At 31.0% G+C, this 15,835-nt stretch carries 16 protein-coding genes; 9 read left to right on the forward strand and 7 right to left on the reverse strand.

Annotated features, from left to right (window positions below; genetic code table 11):
* Window positions 1-36: 36 nt before the first annotated feature.
* Window positions 37-1,500, reverse strand: coding sequence for an aminoacyl-histidine dipeptidase (locus tag ABNT14_RS04065; RefSeq protein WP_101903531.1), 1,464 nt, complete (start codon window positions 1,498-1,500; stop codon window positions 37-39).
* Window positions 1,501-1,592: 92 nt separating this feature from the next.
* On the opposite strand from ABNT14_RS04065, the gene recR reads away from it, so the two are divergent.
* Window positions 1,593-2,213: a recombination mediator RecR gene (gene recR / locus ABNT14_RS04070; RefSeq protein ID WP_101903530.1), complete on the forward strand. Its 621-nt coding sequence runs from the start codon at window positions 1,593-1,595 to the stop codon at window positions 2,211-2,213.
* Window positions 2,214-2,252: 39 nt separating this feature from the next.
* Here recR and ABNT14_RS04075 read toward each other — a convergent pair whose 3' ends face one another.
* From ABNT14_RS04075 to ABNT14_RS04100, 6 genes are all read right to left on the reverse strand, one after another.
* Window positions 2,253-2,669 carry a hypothetical protein gene (locus ABNT14_RS04075; RefSeq protein WP_101903529.1) on the reverse strand — a complete coding sequence of 139 codons (417 nt, stop codon included), beginning with the start codon at window positions 2,667-2,669 and terminating at the stop codon, window positions 2,253-2,255.
* 37 nt (window positions 2,670-2,706) lie between these two features.
* A complete protein-coding gene (locus ABNT14_RS04080) occupies window positions 2,707-3,288 on the reverse strand; it encodes a CopD family protein (RefSeq protein WP_101903528.1) in 582 nt (193 codons plus the stop codon).
* 71 nt (window positions 3,289-3,359) lie between these two features.
* Complete coding sequence (locus ABNT14_RS04085) at window positions 3,360-4,049, reverse strand: Lipl32 family lipoprotein (RefSeq protein WP_101903527.1); 690 nt, start codon at window positions 4,047-4,049, stop codon at window positions 3,360-3,362.
* A 64-nt stretch (window positions 4,050-4,113) separates the two neighbouring features.
* Window positions 4,114-5,127 carry a ferrochelatase gene (gene hemH, locus ABNT14_RS04090; RefSeq protein ID WP_101903526.1) on the reverse strand — a complete coding sequence of 338 codons (1,014 nt, stop codon included), beginning with the start codon at window positions 5,125-5,127 and terminating at the stop codon, window positions 4,114-4,116.
* Window positions 5,128-5,199: 72 nt separating this feature from the next.
* Window positions 5,200-5,709, reverse strand: coding sequence for a TrmH family RNA methyltransferase (locus tag ABNT14_RS04095; RefSeq protein WP_058884749.1), 510 nt, complete (start codon window positions 5,707-5,709; stop codon window positions 5,200-5,202).
* A 5-nt stretch (window positions 5,710-5,714) separates the two neighbouring features.
* A complete protein-coding gene (locus tag ABNT14_RS04100; RefSeq protein WP_058884750.1) occupies window positions 5,715-6,608 on the reverse strand; it encodes a helix-turn-helix domain-containing protein in 894 nt (297 codons plus the stop codon).
* Window positions 6,609-6,817: 209 nt separating this feature from the next.
* On the opposite strand from ABNT14_RS04100, the gene hemA reads away from it, so the two are divergent.
* From hemA to hemF, 8 genes are all read left to right on the forward strand, one after another.
* Window positions 6,818-8,086 carry a glutamyl-tRNA reductase gene (gene hemA, locus ABNT14_RS04105; protein ID WP_101903525.1) on the forward strand — a complete coding sequence of 423 codons (1,269 nt, stop codon included), beginning with the start codon at window positions 6,818-6,820 and terminating at the stop codon, window positions 8,084-8,086.
* Window positions 8,070-9,656 (forward strand): hydroxymethylbilane synthase, encoded by a 1,587-nt coding sequence (gene hemC, locus ABNT14_RS04110; protein ID WP_101903524.1) that lies wholly within the window; start codon window positions 8,070-8,072, stop codon window positions 9,654-9,656. The genes hemA and hemC overlap by 17 nt, the downstream gene beginning before the upstream one ends.
* 61 nt (window positions 9,657-9,717) lie before the next feature.
* Window positions 9,718-10,683 carry a porphobilinogen synthase gene (gene hemB, locus ABNT14_RS04115; protein ID WP_101903523.1) on the forward strand — a complete coding sequence of 322 codons (966 nt, stop codon included), beginning with the start codon at window positions 9,718-9,720 and terminating at the stop codon, window positions 10,681-10,683.
* 140 nt (window positions 10,684-10,823) lie between these two features.
* Window positions 10,824-12,113: a glutamate-1-semialdehyde 2,1-aminomutase gene (gene hemL / locus ABNT14_RS04120; protein ID WP_101903522.1), complete on the forward strand. Its 1,290-nt coding sequence runs from the start codon at window positions 10,824-10,826 to the stop codon at window positions 12,111-12,113.
* 72 nt (window positions 12,114-12,185) lie between these two features.
* Window positions 12,186-13,211, forward strand: a complete 1,026-nt coding sequence (hemE, locus tag ABNT14_RS04125) for a uroporphyrinogen decarboxylase (RefSeq protein WP_101903521.1) — start codon at window positions 12,186-12,188, stop codon at window positions 13,209-13,211.
* 29 nt (window positions 13,212-13,240) lie between these two features.
* A complete protein-coding gene (locus ABNT14_RS04130; protein WP_101903520.1) occupies window positions 13,241-13,858 on the forward strand; it encodes a TlpA family protein disulfide reductase in 618 nt (205 codons plus the stop codon).
* Window positions 13,859-13,961: 103 nt separating this feature from the next.
* The gene (locus ABNT14_RS04135; RefSeq protein ID WP_101903519.1) at window positions 13,962-14,708 is read left to right on the forward strand and encodes an EI24 domain-containing protein; all 747 of its coding nucleotides are present in this window, start codon (window positions 13,962-13,964) and stop codon (window positions 14,706-14,708) included.
* A 59-nt stretch (window positions 14,709-14,767) separates the two neighbouring features.
* Complete coding sequence (hemF, locus tag ABNT14_RS04140) at window positions 14,768-15,670, forward strand: oxygen-dependent coproporphyrinogen oxidase (protein ID WP_101903518.1); 903 nt, start codon at window positions 14,768-14,770, stop codon at window positions 15,668-15,670.
* Window positions 15,671-15,835 lie beyond the last annotated feature (165 nt).

A 15,835-nucleotide genomic window follows, 5' to 3' on the forward strand; every position in this document is an offset into this window, starting at 1 on the left:
GTTATCTGTTGTGGTTTTTAAGTTTTTTATTGATAATTAATTTTTACTAGGAATATTCTTTAAAATTTCTAATAAAAATTTCCAATATTTTTGTGTTGATGAAATCTGTGCACATTCATCAGGAGAGTGTGGTCCTCTAATGTTTGGACCGAAAGAAATCATATCCATTTCAGGATAATTCTGTCCTAAAAGTCCACATTCTAAACCTGCATGACAAGCCGCTACATTAGGTTGTTCGTTATGTAATTCTATATATAATTTTTCAACTATCTTTAAAATTTCAGAATCTAAGTTAGGTAACCAACCAGGATACGAACCAGAAAATTCAACATCAAAACCAGCTAATTCATAAGCTGAACGTATTGAGTTTGCTAAATCCCATTTATTACTTTCTGATGAAGAACGAGTTAAACAAGCAATTCTTATTTTTCCTTCTTTAGCAGTAACACGAGCAATATTGTTAGAGGTTTCTACTAATCCTTCAATATCAGGACTCATACGATATACACCGTTTAAAGCTGTGTACATTGCTTTAATAAATCCTTCTTGAACGCCTAAATCTATAACATGTTTAGGAGTTTCAGTTTCTTCTAATTCAATTGATAAATTAGGTTCTATTTTTGAAAATTCAGCTTTAATCGTATTTATTAATTTTTCAATTTCAAATAAGAAAGGTTCTTTTGAGATAGTATCAACAACTACAGTTGAAAAACTTTCACGAGGAATAGCGTTACGTAAACTACCTCCGTTTATATCAGCAACACGTAAACCAAAGTTTGTGAAACCATCAAATAATAAACGATTCATTATTTTGTTGGCATTTCCTAAACCTTTAATAATATCCATTCCTGAATGTCCTCCTTTTAAGCCTGTAATAGCAATTTCAAAAGCAGTTGTATTTTCAGGAGTAGCTTCTTTAGTATATGTTCTTGTAGCGGTAACATCTACACCACCTGCACAACCCATACTAATTTCATCATCATCTTCGGTATCTAAATTTAATAAGATTTCACTTTTTAAAATACCTCCTTCTAAGCCCATTGCACCAGTCATACCAGTTTCTTCATCAATAGTAAATAAAGCTTCAATAGCAGGATGTGCAATTTCTGAAGATTCTAAAATAGCCATAATTGAGGCAACTCCTAAGCCGTTATCGGCACCTAAAGTAGTTCCCTTAGCTCTTACCCAATCACCATCAACAAACATTTTAATTCCTTCTGTATCAAAATCGAAAATAGTGTCAGCATTTTTTTGATGTACCATATCTAAATGACTTTGTAATACAATCATTTTACGGTTTTCCATGCCTAAAGAAGCTGGCTTGCGAATAATTACGTTTCCAACCTTATCGACCATTGTTTCTAATTGCAATTTTTCACCAAAATCAACCATAAATTGGATAATTTTTTCTTCTTTTTTAGAGGGACGGGGTACGGCATTTAAGTCGGCAAAATTCTTCCAAACAGCTTTAGGCTCTAAGTTTCTTATTTCTGAATTCATTGTAAATTGTTTGTTTAAATGTAAATAACAAAGATACTTTTTTAAACTGATATATTTTAGTGATGCTATTTGAAAAATTGTAAATTTGCAGTATGGATTTTTCTTCAAAATTACTAGAAAAAGCAGTCGAAGAGGTTAGTAGATTGCCAGGAATAGGTAAGCGAACGGCACTTCGTTTAGTCTTACATTTATTAAAACAACCCGCTGAAAATACGAGTTATTTAACAAGTGCTTTAACGCATTTACGAAACGATGTAAAAACGTGTAAAAAATGTCATAATATTTCAGATACACTATTGTGTGAAATATGTAATAACCCGAATAGAAATGCTAGTGTTGTATGTGTTGTTGAAGATCTTCGAGATGTAATGGCTATTGAAAGTACAGCACAATTTAGAGGGGTGTATCATGTTTTGGGCGGTAAAATTTCGCCCATTGAAGGTATTGGACCTCAAAATTTAGAAATAGCATCTTTGATAAATAAAGTTAAAAAAGGCGAAGTAAAAGAATTGATTTTTGCTTTGAGTGCAACTATGGAAGGCGATACTACAAACTTTTATATTTATAAGCAAATAGAAGGCTGTAATATAGCAATCTCTACCATTGCTAGAGGAATTTCGGTGGGCGACGAATTAGAATATGCTGATGAGATTACTTTAGGTAGGTCTATTGTGAATCGTATTCCTTTTGAAGATTCAATAAAATTAGGATAAAAAAATCCGAAATTTTTAAATTTCGGATTTTTTTATGAATTACTGTCTCTTGTAGGTTAATCCATTACTAGGAAAAGTAAATTCTTGTTTATCTTCAGAAAAATTAATATTTAAATCGTTACCATTACCTGTATGTTTATCTTTCTTAAAATTATAGGTATTATTTTCATTATTTTTCCAATAGCCTTTGTAAGATGATTTTTCATCCTTAGTACATAAATTATTGGTGTTATTGTAATCATTAAAAATGTAATGACCATTATTAATGAAGGTATAACTGTCCTTTTTTTGGCAAGTATCAGTTATAACTGTGGTGTTTTTGTGGGTTAATTTCCAAATGCCTATAAGAGGATCTTTGGTTTTTATTAGTTCTTCAGGAATTGGTATTTCATCACTTTTAGAAGCGCATGAACTAATTAAAATAATGCTAATAAATACTAAAAATATTTTTTTCATAATATTGTTTTTAATTCTTTTTGATGTCAAAAAAAAATTATTTATTCTGTTTTTTAAGTAATTCTTTATCTTGTTTGTCCCAAGATTTTTTAGCTCTTAGCTTTTTATAAAATTGAATTCCAAACATTAATAATACACCAAAAAGAATAATTCCTACAACTCCCCAAACCCAACTAATCGTGTTTTTTAAAACTACTAAAAAAACTACAGCAAATAAAATTACAGTTGGCGCTTCGTTAAGTATTCTTAGTTTTGTAGGGCTATAGTTTATTTCATCTCGCTGTAGTTCTTTATATATTTTATGACAAAATCCGTGATAAAAATATAAGGCTAAAACAAATGCTAATTTAACATGCATCCAAGGTAATTCTAAATAAATAGGATTTTCTATAAGCATCCAAATAGCAAAAAAACTAGCTAAAAATAACGATGGCCAGGTAATAATATACCACAAACGCTTAGTCATTAATTTGTATTGCGTTTGTAAAATTCCCTTAGCTGTTTCGTCTTTTTTTTCGGCTTCTACATGATAAATAAATAAGCGTCCAACATAAAATAATCCTGCAAACCAAGTGACTACAAAAATAATATGTAGTGCTTTTATATATAAAAAATCCATAATAAAAAAAAATGAGGTCTTAAAACAACATTGTTTTAAGACCTCAAATTTAATGATTTTAATGTAATTAATTACATTTGCTTTTTTAATTCAGCAATAGATTTAGCAACAACAACTCCTGGTAATTTTATAGGTGCTGCAATTTGAGCTAAAAATGTACCTTTTACCTCTCCTTTTTTATAGGTCGTAAATCCAATTCTGTACAAACCAGTAGTAATGGCTTTTAAAGGATTTCCTGTTTCACTTTTATATCTTAATAATGAATTATATCTAGATCCACTAGGTAATTTAGGCATTTCGCTACTATCATCATTTTTAGCAAGTGTATGCCAATTTGCGTTTTTAACTTTACTTTCGGTAATAGAACCTTTTGTAAAAATATCTGAACGCTCTAAAGTAATATAGGTGTCAAAATAATCTTTAGATTTTTTGTTTGCTTCAAAATCAGCAGATACAATGGCATTTTTCGGTTTATTTTTTCCTATAGGAGAAACCATTCTTACACCTAATTCAGGAGCAACAGCAGGAACCCAAACATATAAATAATAGAATTTTTTTCCATCTTTAATTTCATCTTCATTACCTGATTTTACAAAACCTTTGTAAGAAATAACATCAGTATAAGGTACTCTTATTTTTTTAAACCCAAGATTTTTTTGAGTTAAACCTCCGAAAGTACCAATTTTCTTTTGAGCACTAATACTTCCTACAGATACCACAGCAATAGCAATTCCTGCAGCAATTTTTTTAAAATTTTTCATTGTTTTTTATATATAATTTATAACGAATATAGATAATATTTTTAAAATAACGTACTTATTTTTATCATTTCCAGTTATTAATCCAATCAGCTAAAGCATTGACCCATTGTTTATTGTCGTTAATACAAGGCACTGTATGGAATTCTTCACCACCGGCTTCTAAAAACTCTTCTTTTCCTTCCATGGCAATTTCTTCTAAAGTTTCTAAACAATCAGAAACAAAAGCAGGTGTTACAATAGCGAGTTTTTTAATACCGTCTTTTTCGGCTTTTTTTACAATAGTTCTATCAGTATAAGGTTGTAACCAAGGATCAACTCCTAAACGAGATTGAAACGAGGTTGAAACTATATTCTCATCTAAATTTAATGTTGATATTACATTTTTTGTAGTTTCAAAACATTGATGACGATAACAAAATTCATGTGCTTTTGATGGCGTGTTACAACAACTCCCATCTATTTTACAATGACTTTTTGTAATGTCGGATTTGCGAATATGACGCTCAGGAACTCCATGGTAAGAAAATAAGATATGGTCGTATTCTTTATCGGCTAAATACTCTTTAATACTGTTCGATAAAGCGCTTATGTATTCTGGTTTTTTATAAAAAGCAGGAACATCTGTAATTTTCATCTCTGGGAAAAATTCCTTTCTAATTTTTTCAGCTAAAACAACAATAGTTTCAGTTGTTGCCATCGCAAATTGTGGGTATAGAGGAATTAATAATACTTCGGTAACGCCTTTATCGTGTAATTCTTGTAGTCCTTTTTTAATGGTCATTGTACCGTATCGCATTGCTAAAGCAACAGGATATTCAGTTTTTTCTTGCACCTTTTTTTGTAACCTTTCTGATAAAACAATTAAAGGAGAACCGTCTTTCCACCAAATTTTGTTATAAGCTGCTGCTGATTTTTTCGGGCGAGTGTTTAAAATAATTCCTTTTACTAAAAATGAACGAAACCAATACGGAACATCAATTACGCGTTCGTCCATTAAAAATTCACCTAAATATTTTTTAACATCTTTTGGATCTGTACTTTCAGGTGATCCTAAATTTACTAATAAAGCTCCTTTCATTTTTTTATTTTTTTATCAATCTAACGTAAAGCAGGTTTGTTTAAAAGAATCTGATTTACCGTGTATTTAATGTTATTTTATTTTATTTAATTGATTTGTTGTTTCATATAAAGCAATGCTTAAACTGTGTATTACGTTCATTGATGAGTTTCTACCAAACATAGGGATTGCAACAGTTGCATCAACATTATTAATATTTTCAATGCCATTTCTTTCACTTCCTAAAAGTAGTACTATTTTTTCTTCGGATGTAAAATCGAAATTTTGAAGCGGTACGCTTTTATCGGCAATTTCAATACCTATAATTGTATTCCCTTCGGTTTTTAATTGTTTAATTACTTGGTTGAAATCATCATAAATTTCATGTTCAATTTGCGAAATAGTATTTCTAGCCGTACGTTTTACATTTCTATTTTGAATAGAAGGCGAACTTTGGTGTAAAAATATTTTTTGAACACCAAAACTCTCGGCAATACGAAAACACATACCGATGTTTTCAGGGGTTCGTATGGCATCGCAAACAATGGTTATTGGAAATTTTTGTTGCTTGTTGTCTATGTCGTAATGCGTAAGTTGTTTCATCTTTTTTACTTTTGATTGGCTTGTAAAGAAATTACATATTGTTTTGGAGTAGTGCCAAATTTCTTTTTAAAAGCGGCTATAAAATGGCTAGAAGTGCTATAACCAAGTTGTAAACCAACTTCGTTTACGTTAAATTTATTGCTTTCTAAAAGTTTGCGTGCGTGTTCCATTTTGTAATCAAAAAGAAAACTGTAAACGGTATCGCCATATATTTGTTTAAAGCCTTCTTTTAATTTTTTTAAATTTAAACCTACTTCGGTAGCAAGTTCTTGTAGGGTAGGGGGCTCACTCATTTTAGCAATAATAATATCTTTTGCATGTCTAATTTTTTGAATTTCTCGATCATCTACTAAAAAAGGACAGTATTCATTTTCGGTGTTTTTACCAGTATCAAAATGAAGGCTTAATAATTCGTATGTTTTCCCTTTTATGTAAAGATCTTTCATTGAGCTATGGTTTTTTGCCGTTAAAATTTGCTGTAAAACCATTAAGGTATTTGGGCTAATTTGAGTATCATCATAATATTTTTTATGCTTATTATCATCACTTAAAAAAGGAATATAACTGGCTTCTTTTGAAAATAAAGCATGAAATTTTTCAATAGAAATTAAAAGAGATACCAAAGATGTTTTCGGTAATATTTCTAAGTTTATAGGGAGGTTTTGCTGTGGATTATACAAAAAGATAACATGTTTATCTAATACGTTAAATGTATAGCTAGTATTATTAAAATGAAACTTGCAATTCCCTTTAACACAGTAATGTAACTGTATGTAGGAGTTGTCAATATCTCTTTTGTAAAATTCAGTTTCGTTAGTGTTATTTTGAAATTTTAAAACAAAAAAACCTTTTTCTAGGATGATTTCTCTAAACGTACTTTCTGCGATGTTTTTTGACATAGTCTAAAATATAATTAAAAATAATCTATTTAGAATGACTCTAAATTGAATTGGCTTCCATAGTTGATTTCACTGCAAAAATACACTTTATAAGTGTTTTAGAGATGTTTTTATACTAAAAAACAGCAAGCGACATTAAAAGTTCTTTGAGCGACATTTTTTTTTATTTAATCTTTATATTTTTGTGACTCCTTACTGAAGAAGACTGAATGGCAACAGATAAACATAACAAGAATTTATACAATATAGGTGTTAGCTATAAAAAAGCTGATGCAAGTATTCGAGGTAAATTTAGTATTTCGAAAGAAAACCAAATAGCACTTTTAGAAGATGCAAAACAAATTGGAATTGATGGCATTTTTGTGTTGTCAACCTGTAACAGAACCGAAATTACAGGTTTTGCAGCGCATCCTTTTCAGTTAATAAGTCTATTGTGTAAATATTCTAACGGAGCAATTGAAGAATTTGCAGAAGTATCAAACGTTTATAAGAATAACGAAGCAATTCGCCACCTCTTTAGAATGGGAACAGGTTTAGATAGCCAAATACTAGGCGATTATGAAATTGTTGGGCAGTTACGTCAGGCTTTTAAATTAGCAAAAGAAATAGGAACGGTAAATGCGTATTTTGAGCGTTTATTAAACCACGTAATGCAAGCAAGTAAGCGTGTGAAAAATGAAACTAAGTTAAGTTCGGGAACAACATCGGTTTCTTACGCAGCAGTTCAGTATCTTATTAAAAACTTACCAAGTTATAATGCTAAAAATATGTTGGTTTTTGGCTTAGGTAAAATGGGAAAACATACCTGTAAAAATTTAGCGGAATATACCCAAAATAAATCAGTACGTTTAGTTAATAGAACCGAAGAAAAAGCTATTGAATTTGTAAAAGAGCATCCAGCTATTCAAAATGCGAAATTCGAAAACTTAACTAAAGAAATCGCAAATACCGATGTGCTAATCGTATCAACAGGTGCGGCTCAGGCAACCATTAAAAGAGAACATGTTTTAACAAAAAAACCGCTTTTAATTTTAGATTTATCAATGCCTGCAAACGTATCGAAAGAAGTTGCCGATTTACCAAATGTTACGCTAATAAATGTTGATGAATTATCAAAAATAACAGATGAAACATTGGCTATTCGTCAGCAAGAAGTACCTGTAGCAGAAAAAATTATAGAAATCTATAAAAATGAGTTCAAAGAGTGGTTAAATCATCGTAAATTTACACCCGCAATTACGGCGTTAAAAGAATCGTTAAAAACTATTCAACAAGATGAAATCGCTTTTCATAAGAAAAAAATAAAAGATTTTGACGAATCGCAAGCTGAAGTAATTACATCAAGATTTATTCAAAAAATAACCACACAATTTGTGAAACACTTAAAAACCGAAGAAACTTCTGTCACTAATAGTATAGAGGTAATGGCAAAAGTGTTTGGGGCAAATTTAGAAACTATCCATGCAGAAGACAATTAAAATAGGTACACGAGATAGCCAATTGGCTATGTGGCAAGCAAACAAAGTTCGTAAAGAATTAGAGGAATTAGGGTACGAATGTGAAATAGTTCCAATAAAATCAACAGGAGATCTTGATTTAGATACGCCGTTACACGAATTAGGAATTACAGGTGTTTTTACTAAAAATTTAGACCTTGCTATGTTAGGTGGTGATATTGATATTGCCGTACATTCATTAAAAGATGTTCCAACGGTTTTACCTGAAGGAATTATTCAAGGAGCTGTTTTAAAACGTGCAAATTACAACGATATTTTACTATTAAAAGATAATGAAGAGTTTTTTGGGCAACCAAACGCTGTTATTGCAACAGGTAGTTTACGTAGAAAAGCACAATGGTTAAACCGTTACCCTACGCACGAAGTAGTTGGTTTAAGAGGAAATGTAAACACACGTTTACAAAAATTAGAAGATAACCAATGGAACGGCGCTATTTTTGCTGCCGCAGGATTAGAAAGATTAGGAAAGCGACCAGAAGGAGCAATTAACTTATCGTGGATGATTCCTGCACCAGCGCAAGGAGCAATTATGATTACTGTTTCGAGTAATGATGATTTTTCTAGAGATGCTTGTGAACAATTAAATCATTACGAAACACAAATTTGTGTAGGTATTGAACGTGAATTTTTAAACTTATTAGAAGGCGGTTGTACTGCGCCAATTGGTGCAATTGCATACGTTGACCCTAAAACTGAAGAAATAAACTTTAAAGGTTTATTATTAAGTGAAGATGGTAAAAAGAAAATATCTGTAACAAAAAATGCTAAAGTTGGGCGTCATCGTTTTTTAGCAAAAGATTGTGCCGATTATATTATCAATAAAGGAGGTAAAGAATTAATGATAAAAAATGTAGAAGAAGAAAAAGACTTCGCTATTTATTCTACTAAAAAATTATCTGAAATTCAAAAAGGATTAGTTGATTCATCAATTGATGTTCAAGATAGTGATTTTATTAAAATTCGTTTTAACAGAATTGCTCCTAAAGTAGTTAAAAATGAAATTGAAAATGTAATTATCACCAGTCAAAATGGGGTAGAAGCAATTGCAAATTCATTTTCTTCGGAAGAATTAAAATTCAAAAATATTTATTGCGTTGGGCGTAGAACCAAAAAATTAATTGAGCAAAAAATAGGAAGTGTCGTAAAATCAGAAAGAAATGCTACAAAATTAGCAGCTTATTTATCAACTGAAATAAAAGGACAATCTGTAACCTATTTTTGTAGTGATTTACGTTTAGATACCTTACCAAATACGTTAAAAGAAAGCGGAATTACGGTAAACGAAGTAGAAGCGTACAAAACAACTCTTAGTTCATCTAAAGTTGATGATACTGTAAATGGTGTGTTATTCTATAGCCCATCAACAGTTGAAAGTTATATGCAAGAAAATAAGGCAAATAAAATAGCCTTTTGTATTGGTGAAAGTACTGCAAAAGAAGCTCGTAAATATTTCGAAAATGTACAAGTTGCTAAATTACCAACCGTAGAAAGTGTTGTTAAATTAGTAAATACACATTTTATAAAAGAATAAAAAAATAAAATTAAGCGTATTTATAAATTAAATACGCTTAATTTTATTAAAATATATTGTTATGTTTCGTACAAGAAGACTTAGAAAAACCGAAGGAATTAGAAGATTAGTTAGAGAAACAAAAGTATCTGTTGATGATTTTGTGTATCCTTTATTTATTGAAGAAGGTGAAAATATCGAAACCGAAATAGGCTCTATGCCTGGTATCAAACGTTTTTCTTTGGATAGAATTTCTAAAGAATTGGATGAGGTTGTCGAATTAAATATTCCTGCTGTTTTATTATTCGGAATACCATCTGAAAAAGATAATGAAGGAACTGAAACGTGGAATGATAACGGAGTTATGCAACAAGCAATCCGTTTTATCAAAAAGAATTACCCTGAATTATATGTAATTACTGATGTTTGTTTTTGTGAATATACATCGCACGGTCATTGTGGTGTTATTCATAATAACGATGTTGATAACGATGCCACTCTAGTAAATCTAGCAAAACAAACTGTTTCGCATGCAAGAGCAGGAGCAGATATGGTTGCGCCGTCAGGAATGATGGATGGAACAATTGCCATGATGAGAGAATCTCTTGATAATACTGGCTTTGCAAACTTACCAATTATGGGATATTCTGTGAAGTACGCATCAGCATTTTATGGCCCTTTTAGAGAAGCGGTAGATTCAGCACCTTCTTTTGGTGATAGAAGAACGTATCAAATGGATGCTTCTAATAGAGATGAAGGAATGCGTGAAGCAACTTTTGATGACCAAGAAGGAGCAGATATTTTAATGGTAAAGCCAGCTTTATCTTATTTAGATATCATTAGAGATTTAAAAAATAATTTTGACCGACCAATTGCATGTTATAATGTAAGTGGAGAATATTCAATGGTAAAAGCAGCAGCCGAAAAAGGTTGGATTGATGGCGAAAAAGTAATGATGGAAAGCTTACTATCGATGAAAAGAGCAGGAGCCGATATTATTATTACTTATTTTGCTAAAGAAGCAGCAAGAGTATTGAATAGAAAATAAAACAAAATACGAATTGTCATATTTAGTGAATTTTTAAAAAAGAATAGATTTGTATCAAAGAAGTTAGTTTTATACCTTTTTTGATACATTTTTATTTTATATAAAATTCTATAAAATATGATTTTAAAAAAACTATAAAAATGGAATTTAAAAAATCACAAAATCTATATAAAAAAGGATTGGTAAATCTTGTAGGGGCTGTAAATTCTCCTGTAAGAGCATTTTCATCAGTAGGAGGTAATCCGTTGTTTATCAAAAAAGCAAAAGGATCTAAAATTACAGATGTTGATAATAATACCTATGTAGATTTAGTACTTTCTTACGGACCGATGATTTTAGGACATCGTCATAAAAAAGTTGAAAAAGCTATTAAAAAAGCCTTGAAAAATGGGTATTCTTTTGGTGCATCTACAGAAAATGAAATTAAATTAGCAAAAATAGTATGTGATGCTTTTCCAGGGATGGATAAAGTTCGTTTTGTAAATTCAGGAACAGAAGCTGTTTTAAGCGGAATCCGTTTGGCTAGAGCTTTTACAGGAAAAGATAAAATTATAAAATTTGCAGGTTGCTACCACGGGCATCAAGATGCGTTATTAGTTGCTGCTGGTTCTGGTTTGGCTACTTTAAGTTTACCAGGAAGTAAAGGAGTACCAGATGGTGCTGTAAAAAATACTTTAATTGCTAATTATAACGATTTAGATAGTGTAAAAGCACATTTTGAAGAACATGATGATATTGCTGGGGTTATTTTAGAACCTATTGCAGGTAATATGGGAGTTGTTATTCCTCAAAATGATTTTTTAAAGGAATTAAAATCATATTTAGAATCTAAAGGAGCTTTATTAATTGTTGATGAGGTTATGACAGGTTTCCGTTCTAAATTTGGTGGTGCACAAGAATTATTAGGAGTAGAAGCGGATATTACGTGTTTAGGAAAGGTAATCGGTGGTGGTTTCCCAGTAGGAGCTTACGGAGCTCGTAACGAAATTATGCAAGAAGTTGCACCCTTAGGAGGAATGTATCAGGCAGGAACATTAAGTGGAAATCCAATTGCTATGGCAGGAGGTATTGCTACTTTAACTGAATTAAAGAAACAAAATCCGTATGATAAATTTGATAAAATAGCACAAACTATTGAAGAGCTTTTATTGGCATCAGCTAAAAAATATGGGGTAGATATTACTGTAAATAGATTTGGTTCTATGGTTAATCCATTTTTTACAAATGTTAGGGTAACTAATTTTGAACAAGCACAAACATCAGATACCAATAAATTTGCAACCTTCTTTTGGGCAATGATAAAAAACGGCGTATTTTTACCGCCATCACAGTTTGAGGCTTGGTTTTTAACATCGGCTTTAACAAAAAAAGACATAAAAAAGGTTTCAAAAGCTATTGATAAAGCAATGGAAGCGGTTTCTAAAATATAAATAATAAAATAGCTATCGGTTAATTTTTACATTAAACGAATTAAAAATGAACAGCTAGCAAAAAAGCATAAAATGATAAAAAACGATTTATTTTTAAGAGCATTAAAAGGAGAAACTGTAGATCGCCCGCCAGTTTGGATGATGCGTCAAGCTGGGCGTTATTTACCAGAATTTCAAGAAATAAAAAAGAAATACGATTTTTTTACGCGTTGTAGAACTCCTGAATTAGCATCAGAAATTACTGTGCAACCTATTCGCAGATACGGAATGGATGCAGCTATTTTATTTTCTGATATTTTAGTGATTCCACAGGCGATGAATATTGAGGTGCAAATGAAACCTGATTTTGGTCCTTATTTACCAAACCCGATTAGAGATCAAAAAGGGTTAGATACCGTTGTTGTTCCTGATGTAAACATAGAATTAGACTATGTAATGCAGGCGATAAAAGCAACTAAAGAAAAATTAAATGATGAAGTTCCTTTAATTGGTTTTGCAGGTTCACCATGGACTATTTTATGTTACGTTGTACAAGGGCAAGGATCAAAGAATTTTGATAAAGCAAAAGAATTTTGTTTTACAAAACCAGTTTTGGCACACCAATTGCTTAGTAAAATAACAGAGACTACAATTGCTTATTTAAAAGCAAAAGTAAAAGCAGGGGTAGATGCTGTTCAAGTTTTTGACTCATGGGGTGGAATGTTATCACCAACTGATTATCATGAATTTTCATGGCAATACATTAATCAAATAATTGAAGCATTAAAAGACGATGCTCCAGTTATTGCTTTTGGAAAAGGATGTTGGTTTGCTTTAGATAAAATGGCAAATTCAAATGCTTCAGCCTTAGGTGTTGACTGGACATGTTCACCTAGAAACGCACGTTATTTAACAGGAGGAAATATTACGTTACAAGGTAATTTTGATCCTTCTAGACTATTATCACCACCAGCTGAAATTAAAAAAATGGTACACCAAATGATAAATGAGTTTGGTAAAGACAAATATATTGTTAACTTAGGGCACGGAATTTTACCTAATATTCCGCTTGAAAATGCAAAGGCATTTATCGATGCGGTAAAAGAGTATAAGGTTTAAAAATGTAACCCCCTTTTAAATTATTAAAAATGAATAAAATAGTACTTATATTAACTTTATTACTAGCAACGCAAGGTTTTTCTCAAAAGAGAATTTATTACAAAGATATTGTTGATCAGTGTATTTCTACGGGAAGTAATGATGTTGCAATGTTAGACGATGTGGTGTATAATTGTATTAAAGATAAATATATTTCTAATTATAATTTTACATCAATTAAAGGAGAAACAATAAGTACTGAAGCTATTGATATTCCTATTGTTTTATTAGCTGCTGCCACATGGTGTGCACCTTGTTGGGGAGAAATTCCTGCACTGAATAAAATGGTAGAAAAGTATGACGGTAAAGTAAAATTTATCATGCTTTTTTCAGATTTAGAAAAAGGTGTTGCTAGAATGGCAGAAAAACTTGATAAAAGAATCTTTTTAGTTCCTTCTACCGAAAAACTAGAAAATAGATCTTCTTTAAAAGTAGCAGGTTTTATTCATAAGTTAGATTATCCGTCGGCATATTTAATTACCGATAAAAAACGAATTCTAGACTTTAAAAGAGGTGCTTTATCGCCAACCAAAAAGATGGGATGGGATGAAGTTAATAAAATTAACGAACAAGAATTAGATAATTTTATTAAAGCGGTAATCAAATAAATTCTGATTTTACTTTAAGAATACATTGAAAATATAGTAAAAATATTTAAAAACCTCTTTCTTTTATTGGAAAGAGGTTTTTATTTTAGTTAAAATAATAAAAATGATTAAAAATATACTACAAGCAATAAAAGCTTATTTCGGGGCTTTTCAATTAATATCAAAATTAAAATTATGGAATTATTTTATAATTCCGATATTAATAAGTGTTTTTACCGCTATTATAATTGCAAGTTCAGCTTATACTTTTTCAGATGATCTAGGGCATTATATCGCTAATTTTTGGAAATGGGATTTTGGCAAACAAACCTTTGAGGTAATCAGTACTTTCTTAAGCGGATTATCAATTTTACTTATCGGCTTAATACTTTACAAACATATTGTTATGGCATTATCGGCACCGTTTATGAGCCCTGTATCAGAAAAAATTGAAGCGTATTTAACTGGCGGAAATCACAGCCACCGAAAAACATCTTTTCAAGAGCAGTTAATAAGAGGAATTCGAATAAATACTCGAAATTTACTGCGTGAATTACTTGTAACGATTCCTGTTTTATTGCTAAGTTTAATACCTGTAATAGGATTGTTTTCAACCGCATTATTATTTTTGATACAAGCCTATTATGCAGGTTTTGGTAATATGGATTACACCTTAGAACGTCATTTTAAATACAAAGAAAGTGTTGAGTTTGTAAAAGAAAATAAAGGAACAGCGGTAGGAAATGGGTTGGTATTTATCTTATTTTTATTAGTGCCGTTTATAGGCGTATTATTAGTTTTACCGCTATCGGTAACTGCTGCAACAACAGAAACTATTAAAAAAATTCAATTAAAAAAAGCATCAGAATAGGTATTTTTGCAGGAGGATTTACCAAATAGATAAGAATTAAGAGAAGAAAGAATTAAAACATGAAAGATCAGTTTTACGCATATATACAAGAATTACAAGACACGATAACCTCAAAACTAGAACAGGTTGATGGAAGTGCAAAGTTTCAAGAAGACAACTGGAAACGTGCCGAAGGTGGTGGTGGAAGAACTCGTGTTATTGAAAATGGCGCTATTTTTGAAAAAGGAGGTGTTAATATTTCAAAAGTTTTTGGCGAGTTACCAGAAGCATTACGCAAACAATTTGGCGTTGAAAATGGTGATTTTTTTGCCTGCGGATTAAGCTTAGTTTTACATCCGAAGAACCCATTAGTGCCAACGGTACACGCAAATTGGCGTTATTTTGAAATGTATGATGAAAAAGGAAATATCGTTACGCAATGGTTTGGCGGCGGTCAAGATTTAACACCTTATTATTTATTTGAACAAGATGCAACGCATTTTCATAGCGTTTGTAAAACAGCCTGCGATAAACATCACCCTGATTTTTATCCGAAGTTTAAGCAAACCTGCGATACTTATTTTTGGAACACTCACCGAGAAGAAGCTCGTGGAATTGGTGGTTTATTTTTTGATTATTTAAAAGAAACTCCTGAGTTTTCAATTACTGATAGGTATAATTTTGTAACCCAAATAGGAAATAGTTTCTTAGAATCATATGTGCCAATTGTTGAAAAAAGAAAAGATATCGCCTATAATAAGCAGCAGAAAGACTGGCAAGAAGTACGAAGAGGACGCTATGTAGAATTTAATTTAGTACACGATAGAGGAACTTTATTTGGGCTAAAAACAAACGGACGTATTGAAAGTATTTTAATGAGTTTACCGCCGGTTGTTCAGTGGAAATATAACCATCACCCAGAACAAGGAAGCGAAGAAGCTAAATTATTAGCAGTTTTAGCGACTCCTAAAAATTGGGTATAAGGTAACTATTATTTTAAATAGAAATACATTATTTTGTGAAAAGCTCAGTTAAACGTTATTTTTGGTTAGTTTTACTCAATCTAAATTGTTTTATAGCGTTATAATTGTGAATTATTTAATGACTTAGGGGATTTGCTGTTTTTTAAATGACGAAAATCATAAAAA

The sequence above is a fragment of the Tenacibaculum dicentrarchi genome, assembly GCF_964036635.1.
GTDB lineage: Bacteria > Bacteroidota > Bacteroidia > Flavobacteriales > Flavobacteriaceae > Polaribacter > Polaribacter dicentrarchi.